This is a genomic window from Nostoc sp. DedQUE12b (assembly GCF_034530835.1).
Classification (GTDB): Bacteria; Cyanobacteriota; Cyanobacteriia; order Cyanobacteriales; family Nostocaceae; genus Nostoc.
The window spans coordinates 1-22,729 of record NZ_JAVRCI010000036.1; the positions used below are offsets into that span (position 1 = coordinate 1).

A 22,729-nucleotide genomic window follows, 5' to 3' on the forward strand; every position below is an offset into this window, starting at 1 on the left:
GATACTGCTGTGTTCCGGTAGTGCCATTATTTGGATATTGCTGGGTTCCACTAGTGCCGTTATTTGTTCCACTAGTACCATTATTTGGATACTGCTGCGTTCCGGTGGTAGAATCACCTCCTGTAGATTGTCCTGCTTGAGAGTACAATCTATCACCTATAGGAGCTTGACTAGGTTCCAAATTTCTAGAGATAGATTGGGGCAGAGCGTATACTGGAAAACTTATTAAAGCACCAGTACTAGCAACTCCCACGACGCTAGCAAGCATTTTGAGCAATTTTTTAGTGTGGTTTAAGTTCATTGGTATCTCCTGAGTCTGAGTTTGAAATTAAATGGTTCTTATGCTACTAAGCAATTTGCTGAAACATAGAAAAATTTTTTCTACTTTTCAACTTCAAGTAAGGATCTAAATCAAAGTATTGAGCCGATAAGTTGTTATTTAACTAATAAATTTAGCTGAATTAATTTTGTTACCCTTCTGCCTAAAGTATGGTCTGGTGTTAATTTAATTTGTGATATTTTAGACAGTATTTGTTTAATTTATTTTTAATTAATTTACTTCTTTAGATATAGGTTTAATATATTTTTTTGTTTATCAGAAAAATAATGTTTTAAATTTTATATAGCGTTTCTTAATCTAGCGAGGCTTGATCTTATTCGCGCCAGCGTTGCGTAGAAAAGAAATTTACTTATGTTCGCACTCATATTTACTTTTCTTGATTTTTCTCCTACACCCTACACCCTGCCATAACGAGCTTTCAGCTTTTCTTAGTGCCATTCGTTTATAACCATCATCAAGTTTTACAGTTATCGAAAAAGGCAGGAGACAGAAGGAATACTGTGTTGTACCCTCTGCCTCCTGCCTTCTCCAATTAGATAACTTGAGAATCCTTTTTAGTTTTTATGAGTAAATAAAATTCGTTTGCCCTGCTACTAACTCTAGATAAATTCTTATTGTTCTTTATTGTTTTTTTGAGACAAATGTATAGAGACGTTGCAATGCAACGTCTCTACTCGGTTGTGCAAATTATCTTATCTAAATCGTATTGGTTTTTAGTTAACTGGTGAATAAGCACGTCAATTATTGTCAAATCTAGTCGAACAACCTAACACAAGTAATTTCTTCTGCTTACGCTTATTCTTATTTTTGAGAGTAATTAAATAATTATCAACGTAGCGAAAAGCAGCTGCACCGTCGTAATCAGCAATGGCTATAGCTTGTAAGAAAACCTTTGAAGGAATTTCAAACCCTAAAAACTTGTCTGTCAAGATTAATAAATCTTCATCTGTAGCAGGAAAAGTAGTTTCTTCTGTATCTTCTGAATCAGAAAATATATCATCGATTAATGCTTTATACACTTTGTACCTCCCCAAAAGCATAAGATGCAAAGCCTGTAATGAAGTTTAGCTGCTGATCGCGAGTTTGTAAGTTCACAGGGAGTTCAGTACCAGGACATCCGATTTCCCGTAAAATTTCTAAACAATAAGCACCGAGTTGAGTGTATGGAGCTTGCTCCAATTCTTGAGCTACTTCTAGAGCCATCTCCAGATTGACTTGGATAACCGTCTTTACAGGGTTGGTCATAAATCCGCCCTAATAAACTGGATGCTCTAAGTTTTGATCACAAGCACAAATAGCGTAACGGTGTTTTTGCGGAATTTATGAAGAGGGGAAATTAAAGCATCAGCGCATTTGCGGTAATCTAACCAAAGTTATGCAAACTAGGGCCAAAGTAGGTAATTTCTATCTAAGTGCGATCGCCTGCCAAAATACGTATAAATATGTACAAATATTCCAATATTACTGCCAATATACTTACTTTTCGTGGGGTAAGCCGCAAAGCCCACCCCACAATATTGGATAATTTATTTGTTATAAATCCCTGATATCTAGTCTTGCACAGCAGTCAAAACACTGCCTTCTGCCTTCTTCACGCTTTAACCTTAGCTTTAGACCAAACACCATTTTCATCTTCATCATATTGCTGGTGAATAGTCTCCCAAGCAGCTTGTTCGGCTGTGAACTCGTCACTTCTTTCATTGAGTACAGCATTATAGCGCTCAATAAATGCATTCTGAGCTTCATCAGAAAGATGAGCGCGAACTTCAGGCGACAAGTCTGCTGGACTGTTGCACTTTCCAGAACAAGAACGAGCCAGAGTTTTCTCCATCGTATTAATTTCTTCGGCACCAGCACTTTCGAGTAGCAATTGAAATTCGCCAGTGCGATCGCTCGGAACTTCTGCCATCACGAAAAATTCGCCAGCTTGTAAGCGAGTTTGGTAGATAGCCGCTTTATCTTCTGGCATTCCCAAAGTGGTTAGAACCGATACTAGACCGGCACCTGCACTACCCGCGATCGCTCCACTAGCAGCCCCCAACAACACTGCACTAATAGGCCCTGCTGACACAATTGAGCCGACAAAGGGAATAAACAATAGGCCTACACCCGTAAGCAAGCTGAGAAAGGAACCAAACAAAGAACCAAAAACTGCTCCTGTTCTCAAACCTCCCACAATCACATCTTTTTTACTAATAAAGCCAGTGATTTTAGTTTCTGACTGGAAGTTTCTGCCCATGACCGAAATATGATCTCTAGGCACGCCCCTGTCTAATAAACGTCGAATCACATCATCAATTTGCTTCTGTTCTTTGAATACAGCAGAAATGGTACGTTCTGCTTTATATACTTCTGCCACTTAAAAACTCCTTGTATTATGTTATTTTTGCAATTCAAGATGACCAATCAATTTTGGATTTTTAGATTGACTGCACCAATAAGGGGAACCACGCGCTGGACGGGTTCCCCAATATAAAGGAGCCAGCCGCATGGGCGCGTCTCTCCCCACTTGACGCCAGTCGCCTCAAGTGCAGAGACGCGCACGAACCAATTTTCAATTCCAAAATCCAAAATTGGCATCGTGAAGAGGTAGATGCAGGCAGATTAGGGACTTTAAGTTAAAAAAATATCCCGTCGTAGGGGCGCAAGGCCTTGCGCCCCTACAAATCTATAAATAATTTGGGATAACTTATTTTTTGCAAGTCCCTTAATCTTTCGCACCACTTAAAAGCAAGGTTGATTCCTGCTTTTAACTGGTTTCACAGATAGTCATTCTCAACTCAGATGTTATCAGCTATACACCTACGGGAGTCTTAGCCCCTTCTGCTGGCTGTCTACCATCTGGGCCGAGTGCTTCCCCTTCAATAAATGAACGCAGCATCCAAGCCATTTCCTCATGCTCTTCCATGAGTCCAGTCAGAAAGTCAGCAGTTCCTTGATCGTGGAACTGATCGCCAGACTGATCTACATGATCTCTTAGGTTACGAATAACCTGCTCGTGATCGTCCACGAGATTAGCTACCATCCCCGTCGCTGTGGGTACATTACCAGCATGTTCCTTGAGGGTAGCAATCTTAAGAAACCCTTCCAATGTACCAACTGGATAACCACCCAAAGCACGAATCCGCTCTGCTAATGCATCAATATTTAGGGTCAGCTTTTCGTAGTGTTCTTCCCAAAGCTGATGCAAAGAGCGGAACTGAGGACCAACGACATCCCAGTGATACTTTTTGGTTTTCACCAACAGTAGATAGGCATCTGCCAAATCTTGATTCAACAGATTAATTACACCTTGACGCTGTTCTTCGGTCAAACCAATGTTTATCGAACGCATTGTTTTCCATCCCTAAGCAAACTTATCTATTAACTTCTCAAATTTCAGACAGATTCCACATCAACCAAAGGAAACATTATGAGCTTAAATTAATTAATGAATTTATAATTATACCTATGCCTTAATAGGTAGTATTAAGCTAATAATTTTGTAATTAGCGTTTCTTGCCTTTTAAGCTAGAAACAGAAAAATATTAAATATAATAGTTAATTGAAATTATCTAAATACAGTTTCTCAGCAATTCTCAGGTGAACATATTTTTATACTTAATTAATTTAAGCTTCTGACTTAACATTACAAATTAGTAATGGGTGATTGCTTTTACGCAATCACCCATTACTACCAAAAAACTACCAAAACTATTAATTTAGTTACTTACCTGTAACTTTCTCCAACACATTCTTTATATTTTCTTCCACAGAGGTTGCACCTTGTGAATTTTCAGGACGCTTCTGCTTGTCAATATCAGCAGCTCCTTGAACCTCATTAAGTCCTTCGTTAGTTTCCTTTTGAGTCTTTCTCAATCCTAGTGGTGGTTCTTTAGCGGCTTCGTCAGTTTTGGCCTGAATGTCAAGCAGTTGTGTAGTAGCTTCGGTAGGGTCACTTTGGTAGCTATCGATCGCAAAAGCAGGAAAAGCGTTAGAGAACAATACTAGGGCACAAGTAAAACCCACAATTAGAAAACGTACCGGACGGAAAATAGATAAAACAGAAGCAATCATCTTCATTAGTAATCCTCAATAACAGCTTTAACAACGCAGAACTTTCACCCAAAGAGCCAAGCAGATACCTTATTTAGAAATTTGAACCATAATAAAAGTGGTAAGCTCCGCTTCTATCTAAAAAGTTCTTGGAAAACGAACCGGAGGAAGAAATTGTCTTTGTTCTTTGTATTTCTGCATAGAATTTAGTAAGGGATAATAAGCAAATACCACCTTAATTCTTTAGCAAAATCATTACATATTCAAATTTAAATTCTTCTTTTCAGTTTCCCTGTTTATACTTTTACTCTGAAAACGCTAACGTCTGCATCAATCTGTAGAATGAAATTTCCTCTATCTTTAGTTACAATAAAATCAGCCTCTAGGTATATCGACTTAATCTTGTTTTGGCAGATTAATAGCTCTACTATTTATGTTCAATTAGCTCGACTTTATCCAATTCCAAGGATTTTAATGAATATGCATTTTAGAGGCTATTTGTAAACTACCAAGTTATATAAATATCCTGATTACCCCTTGATTAAGGGTAAAAATAAATATTTTCTTTAAACTTGATAAGTCTGCCTTATTACCTCTTCTATTGAGCTTAGGTGATGGAACATTTGTATTAATTCATGGGATCTTGTTTTTCGCTTCGCCAGTAGCACTTTTAATGGTGTCAAATAATGAACATCGGGATCATCTCCCAAAGCAACTTCGGCTGCTTGCAAGACTTTTGTTGAATTCTCAAAAATATCTTCGTTTTCAAACGCTTCTTTTGCAGAAAGTTGGTGTAAAGCTGCATCAGGTATAGTTGCTCTACCTGGCAAGGTTTTATCTAATACCAAACCTTTCAATAATACCAGCAAAGCCGCATAGATTGAAAAATCATCACAACTATCACAAGCCTTAAATTCGATGCGTCCCACTTCCGCCGGAATGCGGGCGATTTTTGTTAAGGAAGGTATGCTATCAATTAGTTGTTCTTGTTTTTGAACAAAAACTAAGGCTGCTGGTCTTTTTCCGGTTCTGATAAAGGTTCGTACCGATAGCCCATCCCATAAACTTCCATTATAAAAAGGGGAACTATAACTAAAAGGGACAATATAGGGACTGTAATAAGTCAACTTTCTGCCAATATCAATCACACGTTCAGTAGACAAATTTGACACTGAAATATTTAAATCTGGTCCATAAGTCAGCATGGGAATATGGGCAGTTTGTTTTTCAGGGGAAGCTTGTCTTCGTTTTACTTCATAATCATTTAATGGAGGCTGAGGCTCAAAAACAGTTTTGTAAGGATTAAAACTAATTAAACTTGGTGAAAAACCAAAGGTAGCAGCCACCTTGCATAGTGAGCGAAAACTTTCTGATAATTCGCTAATAACAGCTTCAATATTAGAGTGTATGGTTGTTCTAATTTCGATGCCTTTAGGTAGACAGTCAATTGGCTTGTCAGAATCCACGAACCTTTCAAATCCCTCAATGTACCATCTCTTCTGTTTGATACCAGCGTCCCCAACCCGCAGTTGAGGATAGTCACTCTGGTATGTGGGTAGCTTTTCAATAATTTGATTGAAATCAGCAAATTTTGTGTGGGAAAAATCAGCAAACTTTCCTTCTTTGTTTAGAAAAGCGACTTCATGCTCAATGCCAAATAAAAACATTATGTATACCTTAATTTTTTAGAGCTAAATTAATTTCACTAATGCCAACCGATCGCAATCCCATAGAGAAGCAAGTAACATCAGTAAACGATTTATTTAGAGAAAAGCGTCGGTGATATTTAGCTGGCAGGTTCGCATACTTAAAAAACTCCATCACTCTGTAGCGCAAATTACAGTCTTGAACCTTATGAATATTTGAGACACTCCAATCAAATTCACTTTAAGTAGAAAATTTCTCAATAACGGTACAAATGGATTTTACCTTAAGACCGACTGTTGCGATTTAAAAACTTCTCTGATTTATTTTTCTGTGCTGCTTCCACTATCCTTATAGTCACTGGGTAGGCTAGCGTAGTAGTGACTGAGGAAAGCTTGAGACATGAGTTTATGACAAGTACCGTTCAATCCCCCTACAGCAACGAACAGATTGCCGCTTGGTTGCGTGGACTGCTTACTATTGCTTGGGCTGATGGTAATTTTGACGATCAAGAACAGGAATTAATTGCCAGCATCACTAAAAATGAATTAGCTCCTAAGATTAAATTCGACTCACTAGAGGTAATTACGCCAGAGGAATTAGCCGCAGCGTTCGGTAAAGGGACACCAGCAGCAGAAAATTTCTTAAGGACAGCGATAATGGTAGCGATCGCAGATGGTACTTATTCTCCCAGCGAAGATGAGGTTTTGCAACATTTCTGTCAAGCCTTGGAACAGCCAGATAATTTGCTGGAAGCCCTTCGCCACACTCTGGAACACCCACAGCAACTTACCCCCACTATTGCCAGCCCTGGGCTAACAAAGCGTCAAATTAATGCCCTACACCCCCTGCAAGACTGGCTCGATGGGCTAGATATCCAAGACCCAAGAGTAGCACGCTTTTTGTGTAAAATGATTCCCGCCCAGTGTCCCTTTGAACGAGATGTCATTCTATTTGGACGCAAGATTGTACATATCCCACCGATGTGTAAAATTAACCCGTTATATGAGCAACTGGTAGGTTTACGTTTCCGCGCCCTCTCCTATTTAGCAGATAAATGCGGTGAAGATGTTTCACCATATATTTGAGTAGGGAGCAGAGGAGCGGAGGAGCAGCACTTCTCTACGAGAGGCTGCGCCAACGGCTATGCTCAGTGACTGAGGATAAGTTGCAGTAAGTTTTTCCCCCCTGCCTCTTCATCAATGCCCAATAAATAGTTCTGTAGTTGAGTGGAAAATCTGACTCTGCTTTTGGGAATACTTGATTTATTCACCTGACTAATCTAGAACTCAGGCATCATCAATATGAAAGGGATTAAACCATCTCTATATTTTGTACCCTTTTCCTTACCTTTGTATTTGCTTTCTGGTTTAACAGCACAGGTACAAGCTCAGTCGTACCATGCCAATAAAACTTGGCAAATTAGTCAAACATTTAAGCCACCACAGCGGGGAAAACCTCCCGCAAGCGCTGGTGGTTCTACCCGTGGTAGCTCTTGCCTAACAGGCAAAAAACTGATCGTTCCCTTAATACCCCCAGATAAATTAGGGCTGACATTTGCTCAACATCCAACATTTTTCTGGTATATACCTCCATCTCAACTCAAAACAGCCAAGTTTCTGCTTTTGACTGAAGACCAGAACGTATTTTATGAAACCTCTTTTACACTTCCAAATAAACCGGGAATTATTAGCTTTAAACTTCCTGACAGTGCCCCTGCACTTGCTGTAGGTAAAACTTATCATTGGTATCTAACAATTGTTTGTGATACTGAAGACTCTAGTCAAAATCCGACTATAGATGGTTGGGTGGAACGCACTCAACCAGGAGCAACCTTGTCGCAGACGTTAGCAAAGGCAAATTTGTACAAGTTGCCCACTATCTATGCAGAAGCTGGGATTTGGCATGAAGCGCTGACTAGTTTAGTGCAGCTACGCCAGACTGAGCCAAATAATTTCAAGGCAAGGCTGGATTGGAGACAATTTTTCAAGTCTGTAGGTTTGAGTGCGATCGCTTCCGAACCATTGATCGATTGTTGCACATCTAGGAAAGAAGGGCACAAGGCATTGGACTGAGGGAGAATTCCCAACTCCCAACTCTTCTACAGACGCGATTAATCACGTCTCTACTCCTAACTCCTAACTCAGCACTCAGCACTCAGCACTAAATATTATGTGGGCAAAGCTGAAACCGCAAATCTGGCAATGGCGAGGTGTTTTACTTGCTGTTCCCAATATTACAGCCCTGGTGATTGCAATACGTTTGACCGGACTACTGCAATTGTTGGAATTGGCAGCACTAGATCAATTTTTTCTCCTCCGTCCAGGAGAGTTGGCTGATACCCGCATTGTCATAGTTGAGATTAATGAGGCAGATGTCCGCAAGCAGGGACAGTGGCCTATGCCTGATGGAAAACTTGCTAGTTTGTTAGAGAAAATCAAACAGCAAAAACCTAGAGCGATTGGTTTAGATATTTATCGTGATTTACCTGTAAATCCCGGTCATCAAGAATTACTTAAGGTTTTTAAGTCTACTCCTAATTTGATTGGAGTCCAAAAAGTCTCTGATACGATTGATAGTTCGGCGGTTGATTCATCTCCAGAACTAAAGAAACTTAATCAAATTGGGTCGAATGATTTACCCATAGATGGAGATGGCAAAATTCGGCGATCGTTATTGTACGTAAATTTAAATAATGACGAGATTCTGGAAAGTTTTGGGTTAAAACTGGCATTGTTGTACTTGAAACCTGAAGGTATTACTGCCAAACCATCAGAAACTAACTCTAATTATTTGCAGTTAAATCGGGGTGTTTTTCCGATTTTTGAAGCTAATGATGGAGGTTACGTCCGAGCCGATGCTGGGAGTTATCAAGTGCTGTTGAACTACCGAGGACGGATACAGCAGTTTACTAAAGTCTCTCTTACCGAAGTGCAAGAGAACCTCATCTCACGAAATTTAATGCGAGACAAGCTGGTATTAATTGGTGCTACCGCTGAGAGTTTGAAGGATCTATTCTATACGCCTTACAGCAGTAATGTATTGACTGACCCAGAACGAATGGCGGGTGTAACAATTCATGCTAATTTGGTTAGTCAAATTTTAAGTGCGGCAATAGAAGGTCGTCCGTTGATTAAGTGTTTACCTGAGCCGTTAGAATGGCTATCAATTTTGATTTGGTCAATTATTGGTGCAAGCTTGTGTTGGCTGCAACGCCACAGTAGCAACCAGAAAAACCTCATGGCTGTTAGTGTTTTGTTGGTAGGTGGCGGTTTAATTGGTGGCAGCTTTTTGGCGTTTTTGGCTGGTTGGTGGATTCCTGTTATCCCTTCAATGCTGGCTTTTGTCGGTTCTGCGATCGCACTTACTCAGTATATTGCTCAAAGCGCTACCGAGATGCGAAAAACCCTCGGTCGCTATCTAACTGATGAAATCGTCGCCAATATCCTCGAAACTCCTTCTGGGTTAAAGCTAGGAGGAGAACGGAGAAAAGTTACGGTTCTCGTGTCTGATTTAAGAGGATTCTCGGCTATTTCGGAACAATTGCCCCCGGAAGAAGTAGTAAAGATTTTGAATCTTTATTTGGGAACAATGACAGATGTAATCAACCAGTATAAAGGCACGATTAATGAGTTTATGGGTGATGGTATTTTTGTGATTTTTGGTGCGCCAATCAGTCGCAAAGATGATTCTGAACGAGCGATCGCCTGTGCTATTGCCATGCAATTGGCAATGGAGCAAGTGAATGAAAAAAATCAGCAAATGAATTTCCCAATCCTGGAAATGGGAATTGGGATTAATACAGGCGAGGCTGTAGCAGGAAATGTTGGTTCTCAAAAACGCGCTCAATATACAGTTATTGGCAGTCATGTTAATTTGGCTGCTCGAATTGAATCTTATACAGTGGGAGGACAAATTTTAATTTCCGAAAATACTTGTAAGGATGCCAATATTGACCTACAAATTGCTGGGCAGTTACAAATAGAACCCAAAGGTATAAAACACCCTGTGACAATTTGTGAAATTCGTGGCATTGGCGGTAAATATAATTTATTCTTGCCTAAACATGATGAAAAAACTATCGTTCTTACTCCAATAGTACCTGTAGAATACAGTATTTTGCAGGGAAAACATGCAGTGGGAACGGTCTTTCTGGGGGACTTTATTAGCCTCTCCGAAAAAGGAGCGCAGTTGCGATCGCCACATTCTTTAAAACTTTTGAGTAATCTCAAACTCAAGTTATTGATTGAATCAAAACTGGGTACAGAAGAAGAACATATCTATGCCAAGGTGATCCAACAGTCTCATGTTGACGAGCATCTTTTTCTGCTTCGGTTTACAGCAGTTCCCCCAAAAGCTGACGAAATTCTCAATGCACTGCGTCAGCTGGGGTGAGATTAAGGTATCAATCTTGAAATGGTAACAAAGGGAGGTGTATGTAAATAGGGTAAATCAAAAAAGTAGGTAGTTTAGCTTCTTCTAAAACAGTAACAATTGTTGCTGATACAACCAGGCGATCGCGGTAAGATTTTGGACTTAAGCCCGATCCAACTCCAATAACTCATAATTTTCAACGAATAATTAATAATTCGTAATTTCGGCTATGAAGCAACTCACTTGAGTTCTGGAGTTAAAAATATGATTTCTTCTAAAACTGAGATTCAATTACATCACAAGAACAAATGACAAACGGAAACAAATTTCAAAGATTAGTAGAACTTGCAAATGATTATGGAATTATTTGCGAACCAACACCAGAAGAATGTTTGATTGCATCCTTGCCCGGAGACGATGATTTCTTATTAGCTTTTACTTGGTCTGGTACAGTTGAGGGAGAGCCGCCAGAGCATGAATTAATCGCAATTAGTGTACAAGATATAGTCAAAGAAGTTACCGTTGCAGCTTGGCAAATTCCTTTTTATTTATTCGGAAACGTTTTAAGGCAGGCTCAAATGCTTGTCGCTGCCCACAAAGATTTTGTTAGCTAAGAGACAAGCCATAGCTAAAAACTGCTATCCCTGTCACTGCTGGCAGGGATTTTTATTTGAACTATTGCGCCCAATGTAAAAGTTGCTGGCACGGATACCAGCTTTAAAAATTAAAAAATATTTTTTGTTAAAAAAATAATAGACATAAGAGTGAAAATGACGTAATCACAATTCATGAATTGTGCCTATCAAGGATTTCGGGCAACGCATAACTAATTTCTGGAGATGTCTATTACAAACTGAGCATCATATATATAACTCGGCTCATCAGTTGTCACTATACTAAACGCTGTAAGTCAAAAAATTAAAGCTGTAGTAACTACAACTTGTTCTGTATTAACTATAAAAGAAGCTGTAGTAACTACAACTTGTTCTGTATTAACTATAGAAGAAGCTGTAGTTAGTAATGTTCATAGTTCGATAAGCTATGCTTAAACTGTTGTGACAACAGCTTAAGCTATTCTTATATTTGTTAAAGCTGTAGTTACCAATGTTCCTAGTTTGATAAGTAACGCTTAAGCTGTTGTTGCTACGGATGAAGTTTTGCTTATAAAGATTCAAGTAGTCGTTAAAAGACAAGAAACTAATTTTCTCAGTCTTTATCTCTAGATTTTTAAGCGCCTGCTACTTAAATACTACTTAAAACGCTAGCCTTAAATAATCCAGCAACTCACACACTGCATCATGTTACCTAAACCCAAAAAGCACTGGACACCTTCAAATTGGGCAAGTTGGAAGCCTTTTGGCTTTGGCGAACAGTACCCTAACAACTATTGGGAAGTATTTCGGGCAATTTGGCTGTCTCGTGACAAACTACCTTATGCGTGGAATATTCTGGATAAAGGTGTCTGCGATGGTTGCGCTCTCGGAACAACCGGGATGAAGGATTGGACTTTAGATGGTATTCATCTCTGCAATGTTCGGTTGCGGTTGTTGCAGATGAATACGATGCCAGCTTTTGACCCTGTGCTACTTGCAGATGTCTCGCAGTTGCAAAAGCACAAAAGTGCCCAATTACGGGACTTGGGAAGACTTCCGTACCCGATGATTCGTCAACGAGGGGAAAAAGGTTTTCGCCGTGTGAGTTGGGATGAAGCTTTAGGGGTAATTAGCGATCGCATCCGTTCCACTACACCAGACCGCCTCAGTTTCTATGTTACCAGTCGCGGTACTGTCAACGAAACTTATTATACCACCCAAAAAGCTGTGCGGGCAATGGGAAGCAATAATATTGATAACGCTGCCCGCATTTGCCATTCTCCCAGTACGGCGGGACTGAAAGCTGCTCTCGGTGCAGGAGCTACCACTTGTTCTTATAAAGACTGGATTGGAACTGATTTATTAGTCTTCATTGGCTCCAATGTTGCTAACAATCAGCCTGTTACCGTCAAATATCTCCATTACGCTAAAAAAGCTGGCACTAAAATTGTAGTCATTAACACTTACCGCGAACCAGGAATGGAGCGTTACTGGGTTCCCTCAATTGTAGAAAGTGCCGTTTTCGGTACAAAGTTTGCCGAAGACTTCTTCTTAATCAACATGGGCGGGGATATAGCATTTTTAAATGGCACTATTAAACATATAATTGCTAACAACTGGGTAGACCAGTCATTTATAGATTTATACACAGATGGCTTTGCTGAACTCAAAGCATCTTTAGAAAATCAATCTTGGGAGGAATTAGAGCGGCTTTCTGGAACATCCCGCGAGTCAATGTACGCCTTCGCCAAAATGGTCAAAGAAGCGAATAAAGCCGTATTTGTTTGGAGTATGGGCATTACTCAACATGAATGCGGCGAAGATAATGTGCGAAGTATCATCAACTTAGCTCTCACCAAAGGTTTTGTCGGTCGGGAAGGCTGCGGTTTAATGCCAATTCGCGGTCACTCTGGGGTGCAGGGTGGTGCAGAGATGGGATGTTACGCGACAGTATTTCCTGGTGGTAAACCTATCACCTCAGAAAATGCTGCCCAATTGAGTCAACATTGGGGCTTTGATGTGCCAGCAAGTAAAGGTTTAATTGCTCCAGAAATGATTAACGCCGCACATCAGGGGGAAATAGAAGTGTTGGTTTCTGTGGGCGGGAATTTTTTAGAAGTATTGCCAGAACCAGATTATGTGGAAGCGGCGCTGAAGAAAATACCCCTGCGGGTACATATAGATATTGTTCTCTCTAGCCAAATGTTAGTAGAACCTGCTGATACTGTGGTGCTTTTACCTGCGACAACTCGCTACGAAATACCAGGGGGAGTTACAGAAACTAATACCGAACGCCGGGTAATTTTCAGTCCAGAAATTCCGGGGCCGCGCATTGGAGAAGCGCGTCCTGAGTGGGAAGTCTTTTTAGAATTAGCAAAGCGGGTAAAACCAGATTTGGCAGATAAGCTGGCTTTTGCTGACACAGCTGCTATCCGTCAAGAAATTGCTCAAGTCGTCCCCCAATATGCAGGTATTCAACACTTACAGCAAGCTGGCGATCAGTTTCAATATGGTGGCTCACATTTGTGCTTTGGTTGGAACTTTCCTACACCCGATGGTAAAGCACACTTTGGCGTATTATTGCCACGACAAAGAGAATTACCAGAAGGCTATTTTTTATTAGCAACGCGCCGAGGCAAACAATTTAATAGTATGGTGCAAGAACGCAAGGATGCAATTACTGGGGCGATGCGCGAGGCGGTGCTAATGAATCCTACTGATGCAACAAAGTTGGGTTTAAAAGATAGCGATCGCGTCATTCTTAAGAATGATTTAGGCGAGTTGTTATGTCAAGTCTATATTGCCCCAATTCAGTCAGGAAACTTGCAAGTACATTGGCCAGAAGGGAATGTGCTATTAGATAAAAGTAAGCGATCGCTCGAAGGTGTACCTGATTATAATGCGATCGTGCGGTTGGAAAAAATCTGAATCATAATCATCCCCGCATAATTAGTTATGCTAACCACAGTCAATATACCCTACCCCCAGCCCCTCCCCGCTTGCGGGGAGGGGAGACAAAGCATAGCTTTGGCGGGGGTGGGGTTTTTCGGGTTTAATAAGTAGTCAAGCGGACTTGATATAATTTGCATCAAGACTACCGCAAAGATGAGTATCTCTGCGGTAGTTCTAAGTTAAAGACTATTCAAGTAGAGCAAAAGGAGCCAGGTCTAGCTTAATTTGCTACTTTCAGTTATCCCCAATTTTAGAAAGCTATTGAGAGTTCTTGGACTTTCCTAACCGAACGTTTCCACTACACTCAACATGAAATTAATCCGTTGCTCAAACTCCAGATTTTTGACCAATGCGACAAATTCATCCGTTTCACCAGGAAGTTGATAGTCCGAGGGCACTTGAATTATGGTTCCGTCCTCCATTCCTTGTGCCAACAGAAACCAAACGTCTAATTTGGCATTGGGACTTAGGCTATTATAAGTTTGGCTAATATCGTTAGCTGCACCATTAATGATGTCGCGTTGTGCTTGCAGTTGCTCTTCTTTAGACAAGTCCAGGAATTTGTCAAACACTGCTTTGGCAGGAGCTTCAACGCTTGGAGGAGGTGCTGGTTGTAGCTGCTCTTTAAGATCGATATAACCGAACCAAAGTAGGGCTAGCTGAGTATCTACATCAAAACGTTGAAAAGTTTCTAAAGCTGGTCTTGTTGCTTCATCAATTGTGTAAGTCATAAAAAACTCCAACTAAGTTAAAGGTATTGTGATTTCCTCAGTTACTTACTGAAGAAAATTTGCTTTCAGTACTTTATACAACTTAACGAACAAATGGAGATGGATAACCCTACTTAAGGTAGGGATAGGATCACTACATAAGACAGATATAAATAACTTAAGTTGCTAGTTACAAAAATGCCTGCTTGGATGTATATGAAAGCTAAGTAACGTCTGTGACTCTAAGCGATCGCTTGAAGGGGTTCCTGATTATAATGCAATAATACCTGGGCCAGAAGGGTCAGCAATGATTATTATTTTGTGCGGTGGTGATAAAAGTACTCAGTAAAAATTTAAATTCACCAACTATCACAAATATGAGAATGCCAACTAAAAGTAAAACAAAAGCCACTGTTTGGGTAGTGGAAAAAGGTCAAGTACGGTCTCGTTTAGACCAACTCACCACCGAAGAACCTTTAGAAATTCGCCTTGTTCCTCTCCAGAAGACGGTAGCTGTAACAATGCGGACACCAGGAGCAGATTTTGAACTAGCTGCTGGTTTCCTCTATAGTGAAGGAGTCGTTAAGAGCAGAGAAGATATTCGACGTATCAGCTACTGCGTAGATGAATTGGTGGATGGTGAACAGCGCCATAATATCGTAAATGTGGAACTGCGGGATGGATTGATTCCAAACTTACAGCCTTTGGAACGTCATTTCTACACAACTAGCGCCTGTGGGGTGTGTGGTAAAGCTAGCCTTGAGGCTTTGCGTCTGCGAGGATGTCCAGTGATTCCTTCTGGACCAACAGTAACACCTGAGATCATCTACAGCCTACCAGACAAACTCCGGGCTGCTCAAGGTATCTTCACTGCTACAGGGGGTTTACACGCTGCGGCTATCTTCGATACTCAAGGACAACTGTTAAATCTGTGGGAGGATGTTGGACGACACAATGCTTTGGATAAATTGATTGGTACAGCTTTGCTCAGTGACGAATTGCCTTTAAATAATTGTATTATTCTGGTGAGTGGACGCTCTAGTTTTGAGATTTTGCAAAAGTCTACAACTGCTGGAGTTCCTATTGTTTGTTCTGTTTCCGCTCCTAGTAGTTTAGCCGTGTCTGTCGCCAAGGAATTTGGGATTACCTTAATTGGATTCCTGCGCGGAGAACGGTTCAATATTTACACTGGTTTGCAAAGAATAAATGCTCCTTAAGAACATTTACCTAGTGGTATGGCGGGACTAAATTGTTGCAAAAAAATTTGTAGGTTGGGTTAAGGAACGAAACGCAACACTACCAATACGTTTCTGTTAAGGTTTTTTTGATTAAAACTATCAATCACAAAGACGCAATAAATCGCCGTTTCTTGCCTTTTCAATCCTGTATTTTAGCTATCTTGAGCCAAGATATTGAGCCGTTAATTGCTATACTTTTGGTAGCGAGATAATACTTTTTTAACCAGAAAAATACGTGTATTAGGGTCAACAAACTCAAAATCTTTTCCCTAAGAGTGCAAAAATATATTTTTGCAAGAGGTATAATAATCGCGATTTATTGCATCTTTAGCGATTTAGAATTTTCATCAAAAAACCTTAACCGAACCGTATTGGGTAATTCGGGTTTAATAAGCAATCAAAATGTCACAGCTTCTACAGATAACCAAGGGTGGTTAATTCGTAGAAGCTGTAATTAAACTTGACGTTTTTTGAAAGTGGAGATGAGATATTAGTTAATTTAGTCCATCAGATGCTGCTGTACTTTGGAAACTAGTTCATTTGTCCAGTAGTTGGTGAGTTCGGCATTGGCTGCTTCCACCATTACTCTAATGACTGGTTCTGTGCCAGAGGCGCGAACCAAAATTCTGCCGGAATCGCCCATTGCAGCTTCAGCAAGAGCGATCGCTTCTTGCACAGGTTGGCAATCTTGCCATCCCAAACGGCGATCGCGATCGACAACTCGCACGTTCCGCAACAATTGTGGATAGGTTTGGAAGCTTCGATCTACTAATTCACTCAAGGGAACACCCGCCTCTCTCACCAAAGATGCTATGTGTAATGCAGTTAACAAGCCATCTCCAGTGACGGCATAGTGACGGCAAAGAATATGCCCTGATTGTTCGCCACCTAGCATTCCCCCAGTGCGCTGCATTTCGGCTTGCACGTATTGGTCGCCAACTGCGGTACGAATTAAGTTACCACCAATTTGCTGCCAAGCTTTCTCAAAGCCTAAGTTGGACATGACTGTAGATACAATCAAGTTGTCTGGCAATTGTTGGTTTTGTTGTAAGTGTCGTCCCCACAGGTAGAGAATGTAATCACCGTTAACTTGCCTGCCTGTATTGTCTACTGCTAAGACGCGATCGGCATCGCCATCGAAGCCAAAGCCGATGTCGGCGTTGTGTTCTTGTACTGTTGCTGCAAGAATGTCTAGGTGCGTGGAACCGCAGTTAACATTAATGCGATCGCCATCTGCTTCGTTATGCAAGCAGATTACCTCCGCTCCCATTTGGGTAAATACTGATGGTGCTAACCCAACTGCGGCTCCCCACGCCAAGTCTAAAACAATCTTCATTCCCTGAAGATTCAAGACACCGTTTAAGGGCTTTTTCAACGCCGAGCTATAATCTTCCACTAACTCGAAACGTGAGTAATGCCGTCCGCAATTACTGACTCTAGCGATCGGTGATATCTTACCACGCAATCCCGCTTCAATTTCTGTCTGCAATATTTGCGGTAACTTCCCACCATTGGCACCAAAAACCTTAATCCCATTGTCTTCTGGAGGATTGTGGCTGGCAGAAATCATCACTCCGCCGATGGCATCACTGATACTGGTGAGATAGGCAACGCAAGGAGTGGGGCATAATCCCAAGTACCAAACCTCTAACCCCGCTGCTGTTAACCCTGCACTCAAAGCCATTGCTAACATATCGCTGGAGTTTCTAGAGTCCTGTCCGAGAATGACTGGCCCTACTTGAGTAGCATGGTTACGTAAAACGATCCCCGTCCAAAAACCAACTTGCAATGCTAAAGGCGCATTTAGTAATTCTCCGACTCGTCCGCGAATCCCATCTGTGCCAAATAAGGGATTTGCTGGTAGTGGGATTAAATTCAGTCCAAAACTGCTCTCAATCCCTTTGCCCAATCCCTCAACTTCAGAAGTAGAACCCCCAGAAATGCCCGATGTCCGAGTTATAGATGAAACCATATTTTTAAACACTCCACACAATCACACTGAAAAATAAATAGCACTTAAGACTTTATTCAGCAATTTTGACATGCTTTTTCTCTTTAGAAATTCATTCTAGATCGAGCCATCTTTACGTAATAATACTGAATTTCCTTTTCTTAGATTGTAAATCTTTGATAAAGTCAGTATTGGTTTTTACGTTATTAGTAAAGTCTCCACATCTTAGCTAATTATTCCTTTTATGCCGACAAATTTCGTTTTGATTTTTATCGTTATTAGTTCACACTTGACAATGCTGCAATCAAGTAGCTATGTAACAAATATTACTTTCATTTTTGACAAGAAATTTTTCACCCAAGCTGAGAATGAAAGCAAGATTCAGCTAATAACAACAAAAAATCAAAATACTGAAATTTCAAATTCTGTTCTCTTAGCCTTGTTGCTGTGTAAAAAACGACAGAATCATTGCAGCTTAAAAAATTTTAATATAAATTCTCATCAAATAGTTTTAAGGTAACGTTTTAATGGCTTTATTTAGCCGTTAGTGAATCAAAACTCCGGCAGTTAACTTTTTAAAGTTGAGAAATTTAGCATGAGCAGCAATTTAGCAACCAAATTACGTGTAGGCACTAAGAAAGCCCACACAATGGCAGAAAATGTAGGTTTTGTCAAGTGCTTTTTAAAAGGAGTAGTGGAAAAGAACTCTTACCGGAAACTTGTTGCTAACTTCTACTTCGTCTACTCAGCGATGGAAGAGGAAATAGAAAAGCACCGCCAGCACCCAATAGTTTCTAAAATTAACTTTCCTCAGCTAAACCGCAAGCATAGCTTAGAGCAAGACCTGAGTTATTATTTTGGCGCAAACTGGAGAGAGCAAATCAAACTATCTCCCGCAGGTGAAGCTTATGTACAACGCATCCGAGAAATATCTGCTACACAACCGGAATTGTTAATCGCCCATTCATACACTCGTTACATAGGTGACTTATCCGGGGGACAAATTCTCAAAAATATTGCTGTTACAGCGATGAATTTGTCTGATGGACAAGGAACAGCCTTTTATGAGTTTCCAGAAATTCCTGATGAGAAGGCATTCAAAACCAAATATCGGCAAACTTTGGATGAATTACCCCTTGACGAGGCGGCAACCGATCGCATCGTTGATGAAGCTAACGCCGCCTTTGGCACGAACATGAAGCTATTCCAGGAATTGGAAGGTAATTTGATCAAGTCGATCGGTGTGATGCTGTATAATAGTCTTACACGGCGTCGTACACGTGGTAGTACTGAACTCGTCACAGCTGAGTAATCGTGTTGAGATTGCGGAGTCTGCTGTGTGGAGTCATAAATTCAGATAGCCTGATGAAGGATAATTCATAGGTGTTTCTGGGGAAAGAGCGATCGACGCTCAAAATATTTAGGGGCAATAGCCTTGTGACTGCTTTTGAGATGTGAAAGTAAGCATGGGGAGATTGCCCCTCAGTTTTGATTGGATTGGGGATTGGGAAGATATAGCAAGGGACTGGGGACTGGTGACTGGGGATTGGGTGAAAAGTCTTGTTGTGTCTAAGTTTTATCATCTGTTAATGTCCTAACCACGAAGGCTTGTGCTATAAGTATCTGGATTGAAAATCCCAACCAAATTTTGAAATATTTTCTAGTTTAGTAGTTTACACTACCACATTTATCAGTATCGATGCTTTGTCGAGTTCTGACTGAATCAAGCTGATAACCAGCAAATATAAAAGAATAAAATACTCAGTAAAAGTCGGCAGTATTCCAAAATGGAATACGGAAATGGAATTTAAGTATATCGAGTCACGACATCGAAAAAATTGTCGCGATCGAGTCCGATTAATTAAAACTACGGTAATACGATAGAGTTGTGGTATATTACCACCATCAGAAAATTGTCTACTTGTAAACTCCAAATAGTTTCCAGCCGCTCTCAAGCTTTCGATTTTGACTAAAATTTTGCCCGATCGAGTTTTAGCTGATTTGTTAGCGATGACAAATTAGGCTTTGTTACATCACTTGCAAAGTGAGAAAAATAACCAAGCAGTTTCAATACAAACGCACAATTATGGTAGATATTAAGTTCGCATACTGGATTCCCAACGTTAGCGGGGGGTTAGTTGTGAGTAAAATTCCCCAACGCACAGATTGGACTTATGAATACAATGCTCGACTAGCTCAGACGGCTGAAGAAGTTGGATTTGAATATGCTCTAGCACAAGCCAGATTTATCGCTAGCTATGGCGCTGAGTACCAATTAGAGGCATTAACAACTGTGTCGGCTCTAGCTCCTGTCACCAAGAAATTGAAATTGATTGCAGCAGTTCACCCTGGATTGTGGCATCCGGGAGTAGTTGCCAAAATGGGTGCAAGTATTGATTTTCTCTCTAACGGCCGATTTGCTTTGAATGTAGTTAGTGGTTGGTTCAAAGATGAATTCACTATATATGGTGAACATTGGTTAGACCATGACGAACGCTATCGTCGTTCAGAAGAATTTATCCGCGTTCTCAAGGGTTTGTGGACTGAGGATGAGTTTCACTTTAAAGGCGAAATCCAAAGGCTGTCTCATAGTAGTGGCGATTATGAGTCACTCAATCACAATCAAGGAGTTTTACTATGACATCAGTAATTGATGCTGACCAGAAGGCGCATATTATTCAAGATGACAAAGAAGCGATCGCGATCGCTCACGAATTAGCAGCTGAGTTTGCCAAGGGAGACTCAGAACGCGGTCAAAATCGGCGTTTACCTGCTGAGGAAGTAGAAAAGTTCTCCCAGAGCGGATTGTGGGGAATTACAGTCCCGAAAGAGTATGGTGGTGCTTTTGTATCGAATGCCACCCTCGCAGAAGTAGTTAAAATCATCTCCGAAGCTGATTCTAGCCTCGGTCAAATTCCCCAAAACCACCTCTACATGGTGGAAGCAGTCCGGTTAGATGGTACAGATGAGCAGAAGAAGTTCTTTTTTGATTTGGTTCTCCAAGGTAAACGCTTTGGTAACGCCTTCTCGGAAATTGGTACTAAGTCTGTGACTGATGTCCAAACAAAATTAACACCAGATAACTCTGACTTCGTACTCAACGGACGTAAATATTACTCTGCTGGGGCACTATTGGCACATTGGGTTCCTGTAATTGCCAGTAATCCAGATGGTAAGACAGTGGTGGCATTTGTCGAAAGAGATGCCGAAGGATTAACCCTACTCGATGATTGGACAAGCTTCGGACAGCGTACCACTGCTAGCGGCACTACCATTATTGAAAATGTGAAAGTTAAGGCAGAACACGTGATTCCGCACTACTTGGCTTTTGAAAGGGCAACACCAATGGGTGCGATCGCCCAAATCATCCAAGCCGCCATAGACGTGGGAATTGCTAAAGCCGCAGTCCGTGACACCATCTACTTTGTCCGCAACCATACTCGTCCTTGGGTTGACAGCAATTTAGAAAAAGGCTGTCGCTATCAGCAGTGATGGGCAAACAATTGTCAGTGGCGGTAATGACGGCACAGTGAGGTTGTGGAACCGCCAGGGTCTTTTCTTGGCTGAACAGTTGTCTGGTGATGAGCATTATGTCAGGTCTGTCGCCATCAGCGGCAATGGGCAGACGATTGTCAGTGGCGGTAATGACGGCACAGTGCGGTTGTGGAATCGCCAAGGTCTTCCCTTAGCCAAACCATTAAGTGGTGATGAGCATTATGTCAGGTCTATCGCCATCAGCAGCGATGGGCAGACGATTGTCAGTGGCAGTAATGACGGCACAGTGAGGTTGTGGAACAACCAAGGTCTTCCCTTAGCTGAACCATTGCGTGGTCATAAAGGTGATGTCTGGTCTGTTGCCATCAGCGCCGATGGACAGACGATTATTAGTGGCGGTAATGACCGCACAGTTAGGTTGTGGAATCTCCAAGGTCAGCTCTTGGCTGAACCCTTCGGTGGTCATCAGCGTGAGGTCAATTCTGTCGCCATCAGCGCGGATAGGCAGACGATTGTCAGTGGAGGTGGTGACGGCACAGTGCGGTTGTGGAATTTCCAAGGTCAGCCCTTGGCTGAACCCTTCGGTGGTCATCAGGGTGGGGCCTGGTCTGTCGCCATTAGCTCGGATGGGCAGACGATTGTCAGTGGAGGTGGTGACGGCACAGTGCGGTTATGGAATTTCCAAGGTTTGCCCTTGGCTGAACCCTTCGGTGGTGATCAAAGTGGGGTCGGGTCTATCGCCATTAGCCCGGATGGACAAACGATTGTCAGTGGGGGTGAAGACGGCACAGTGCGGTTGTGGAATTTCCAAGGTCAGCCCTTGGCTGAACCTTTCGGTGGTCATCAGGGTTGGGTCAATTCTGTCGCCATTAGCCCGGATGGGCAGACGATTGTTAGTGGCGGTGCTGACGGCACAGTACGCTTGTAGCGGGGTGGTTGGCGTGCATGGTTGCAAGTCTGCTGTGACAGGTTACGTTACCATCCCATCTTCACCAATCCGCAAACAGAGGAAGCAAAAGCCGCCTGTGAAGTATGCCGTAAATATGTTTGGAGTAAAGTAAGCGGGTAAAAACACGGCATTGCCGTGCCTCTAAGAAGGTCTGTACTCGATTCAATTGCAAACGGCTATCAAAGCAGTAAGTGTCGGTTTGCGCTGGCAGGAACTTGCTGCTTACCTGCAACCACAAATACACGAACACGCGATCGCCTGCCTGGATTTGTAATATATCTATGCAACAGAAGGGATTGTAGAGGAGAAGAGGTAGTGGAAAATCCCATACAAATACACGCTATTGAATAAATAGAAAAAGCGCTAGAAGAGATTCGGATAGAAGTTTTGAATTTTCTATAGTTTCTCAAATCTAAAGAATACAAAGATGATATTACTTTAATTCTTA

19 protein-coding genes are annotated in these 22,729 nt (G+C 41.4%); 10 read left to right on the forward strand and 9 right to left on the reverse strand.

Annotated features, from left to right (window positions below; genetic code table 11):
- The 7 genes from RMY16_RS18165 to RMY16_RS18195 form a co-directional block, all read right to left on the reverse strand.
- On the reverse strand, positions 1-301 hold a 301-nt coding region (locus RMY16_RS18165), incomplete at its 3' end, for a hypothetical protein (RefSeq protein WP_322737581.1).
- Positions 302-1,077: 776 nt separating this feature from the next.
- Positions 1,078-1,359, reverse strand: a complete 282-nt coding sequence (locus tag RMY16_RS18170; RefSeq protein WP_322667093.1) for a hypothetical protein — start codon at positions 1,357-1,359, stop codon at positions 1,078-1,080.
- Positions 1,352-1,585 (reverse strand): hypothetical protein, encoded by a 234-nt coding sequence (locus tag RMY16_RS18175; RefSeq protein ID WP_292783841.1) that lies wholly within the window; start codon positions 1,583-1,585, stop codon positions 1,352-1,354. The genes RMY16_RS18170 and RMY16_RS18175 overlap by 8 nt, the downstream gene beginning before the upstream one ends.
- 346 nt (positions 1,586-1,931) lie before the next feature.
- Positions 1,932-2,699 (reverse strand): ChaB family protein, encoded by a 768-nt coding sequence (locus tag RMY16_RS18180; RefSeq protein ID WP_322737582.1) that lies wholly within the window; start codon positions 2,697-2,699, stop codon positions 1,932-1,934.
- 435 nt (positions 2,700-3,134) lie between these two features.
- Positions 3,135-3,674 (reverse strand): Dps family protein, encoded by a 540-nt coding sequence (locus RMY16_RS18185; protein WP_322737583.1) that lies wholly within the window; start codon positions 3,672-3,674, stop codon positions 3,135-3,137.
- A gap of 371 nt (positions 3,675-4,045) precedes the next feature.
- The gene (locus RMY16_RS18190) at positions 4,046-4,402 is read right to left on the reverse strand and encodes a hypothetical protein (protein ID WP_322737585.1); all 357 of its coding nucleotides are present in this window, start codon (positions 4,400-4,402) and stop codon (positions 4,046-4,048) included.
- A 539-nt stretch (positions 4,403-4,941) separates the two neighbouring features.
- Positions 4,942-6,042 carry a glutamate--cysteine ligase gene (locus RMY16_RS18195; protein WP_322737586.1) on the reverse strand — a complete coding sequence of 367 codons (1,101 nt, stop codon included), beginning with the start codon at positions 6,040-6,042 and terminating at the stop codon, positions 4,942-4,944.
- 387 nt (positions 6,043-6,429) lie between these two features.
- Between RMY16_RS18195 and RMY16_RS18200 the strand changes: the two genes are divergently transcribed.
- The 5 genes from RMY16_RS18200 (at position 6,430) to RMY16_RS18220 (ending at position 13,914) form a co-directional block, all read left to right on the forward strand.
- The gene (locus RMY16_RS18200; RefSeq protein WP_322737587.1) at positions 6,430-7,107 is read left to right on the forward strand and encodes a Mo-dependent nitrogenase C-terminal domain-containing protein; all 678 of its coding nucleotides are present in this window, start codon (positions 6,430-6,432) and stop codon (positions 7,105-7,107) included.
- Positions 7,108-7,323: 216 nt separating this feature from the next.
- Complete coding sequence (locus RMY16_RS18205) at positions 7,324-8,094, forward strand: DUF928 domain-containing protein (RefSeq protein ID WP_322737588.1); 771 nt, start codon at positions 7,324-7,326, stop codon at positions 8,092-8,094.
- 97 nt (positions 8,095-8,191) lie between these two features.
- Positions 8,192-10,414, forward strand: coding sequence for an adenylate/guanylate cyclase domain-containing protein (locus tag RMY16_RS18210; RefSeq protein WP_322737589.1), 2,223 nt, complete (start codon positions 8,192-8,194; stop codon positions 10,412-10,414).
- A 287-nt stretch (positions 10,415-10,701) separates the two neighbouring features.
- Positions 10,702-11,007 (forward strand): hypothetical protein, encoded by a 306-nt coding sequence (locus RMY16_RS18215; protein WP_094352832.1) that lies wholly within the window; start codon positions 10,702-10,704, stop codon positions 11,005-11,007.
- 684 nt (positions 11,008-11,691) lie between these two features.
- A complete protein-coding gene (locus RMY16_RS18220) occupies positions 11,692-13,914 on the forward strand; it encodes an FdhF/YdeP family oxidoreductase (protein WP_322737590.1) in 2,223 nt (740 codons plus the stop codon).
- Between the two features lie 305 nt (positions 13,915-14,219).
- Here RMY16_RS18220 and RMY16_RS18225 read toward each other — a convergent pair whose 3' ends face one another.
- Positions 14,220-14,669: an orange carotenoid protein N-terminal domain-containing protein gene (locus tag RMY16_RS18225; protein ID WP_322737591.1), complete on the reverse strand. Its 450-nt coding sequence runs from the start codon at positions 14,667-14,669 to the stop codon at positions 14,220-14,222.
- Positions 14,670-15,025: 356 nt separating this feature from the next.
- On the opposite strand from RMY16_RS18225, the gene fdhD reads away from it, so the two are divergent.
- Positions 15,026-15,865, forward strand: a complete 840-nt coding sequence (gene fdhD, locus RMY16_RS18230) for a formate dehydrogenase accessory sulfurtransferase FdhD (protein WP_322737592.1) — start codon at positions 15,026-15,028, stop codon at positions 15,863-15,865.
- 520 nt (positions 15,866-16,385) lie between these two features.
- On the opposite strand, the gene glmM is transcribed toward fdhD, so the two are convergent.
- A complete protein-coding gene (gene glmM / locus RMY16_RS18235) occupies positions 16,386-17,858 on the reverse strand; it encodes a phosphoglucosamine mutase (protein ID WP_322737593.1) in 1,473 nt (490 codons plus the stop codon).
- 574 nt (positions 17,859-18,432) lie between these two features.
- Here glmM and RMY16_RS18240 point away from each other — a divergent pair.
- From RMY16_RS18240 to RMY16_RS18255, 4 genes are all read left to right on the forward strand, one after another.
- Positions 18,433-19,149: a heme oxygenase (biliverdin-producing) gene (locus RMY16_RS18240; protein ID WP_322737594.1), complete on the forward strand. Its 717-nt coding sequence runs from the start codon at positions 18,433-18,435 to the stop codon at positions 19,147-19,149.
- A gap of 774 nt (positions 19,150-19,923) precedes the next feature.
- Entirely contained in the window at positions 19,924-20,478 is a 555-nt protein-coding gene (locus RMY16_RS18245) for an LLM class flavin-dependent oxidoreductase (protein WP_322737595.1), read from the forward strand.
- Positions 20,475-21,329, forward strand: a complete 855-nt coding sequence (locus RMY16_RS18250; RefSeq protein WP_322737596.1) for an acyl-CoA dehydrogenase family protein — start codon at positions 20,475-20,477, stop codon at positions 21,327-21,329. Before RMY16_RS18245 ends, RMY16_RS18250 begins: the two co-directional genes overlap by 4 nt.
- Before the next feature lie 43 nt (positions 21,330-21,372).
- Positions 21,373-22,260 carry a WD40 repeat domain-containing protein gene (locus tag RMY16_RS18255; RefSeq protein WP_322737597.1) on the forward strand — a complete coding sequence of 296 codons (888 nt, stop codon included), beginning with the start codon at positions 21,373-21,375 and terminating at the stop codon, positions 22,258-22,260.
- Positions 22,261-22,729 lie beyond the last annotated feature (469 nt).

Bases quoted from the DNA above. Each gene is read 5' to 3' on its own strand.
- RMY16_RS18175 (WP_292783841.1), bottom strand. From the start codon at position 1,585: ATGACCAACCCTGTAAAGACGGTTATCCAAGTCAATCTGGAGATGGCT.
- RMY16_RS18185 (WP_322737583.1), bottom strand. From the start codon at position 3,674: ATGCGTTCGATAAACATTGGTTTGACCGAAGAACAGCGTCAAGGTGTA.
- RMY16_RS18190 (WP_322737585.1), bottom strand. From the start codon at position 4,402: ATGAAGATGATTGCTTCTGTTTTATCTATTTTCCGTCCGGTACGTTTT.
- RMY16_RS18195 (WP_322737586.1), bottom strand. From the start codon at position 6,042: ATGTTTTTATTTGGCATTGAGCATGAAGTCGCTTTTCTAAACAAAGAA.
- RMY16_RS18200 (WP_322737587.1), top strand. From the start codon at position 6,430: ATGACAAGTACCGTTCAATCCCCCTACAGCAACGAACAGATTGCCGCT.
- RMY16_RS18205 (WP_322737588.1), top strand. From the start codon at position 7,324: ATGAAAGGGATTAAACCATCTCTATATTTTGTACCCTTTTCCTTACCT.
- RMY16_RS18210 (WP_322737589.1), top strand. From the start codon at position 8,192: ATGTGGGCAAAGCTGAAACCGCAAATCTGGCAATGGCGAGGTGTTTTA.
- RMY16_RS18215 (WP_094352832.1), top strand. From the start codon at position 10,702: ATGACAAACGGAAACAAATTTCAAAGATTAGTAGAACTTGCAAATGAT.
- RMY16_RS18220 (WP_322737590.1), top strand. From the start codon at position 11,692: ATGTTACCTAAACCCAAAAAGCACTGGACACCTTCAAATTGGGCAAGT.
- RMY16_RS18225 (WP_322737591.1), bottom strand. From the start codon at position 14,669: ATGACTTACACAATTGATGAAGCAACAAGACCAGCTTTAGAAACTTTT.
- fdhD (WP_322737592.1), top strand. From the start codon at position 15,026: ATGAGAATGCCAACTAAAAGTAAAACAAAAGCCACTGTTTGGGTAGTG.
- glmM (WP_322737593.1), bottom strand. From the start codon at position 17,858: ATGGTTTCATCTATAACTCGGACATCGGGCATTTCTGGGGGTTCTACT.
- RMY16_RS18240 (WP_322737594.1), top strand. From the start codon at position 18,433: ATGAGCAGCAATTTAGCAACCAAATTACGTGTAGGCACTAAGAAAGCC.
- RMY16_RS18245 (WP_322737595.1), top strand. From the start codon at position 19,924: ATGGTAGATATTAAGTTCGCATACTGGATTCCCAACGTTAGCGGGGGG.
- RMY16_RS18250 (WP_322737596.1), top strand. From the start codon at position 20,475: ATGACATCAGTAATTGATGCTGACCAGAAGGCGCATATTATTCAAGAT.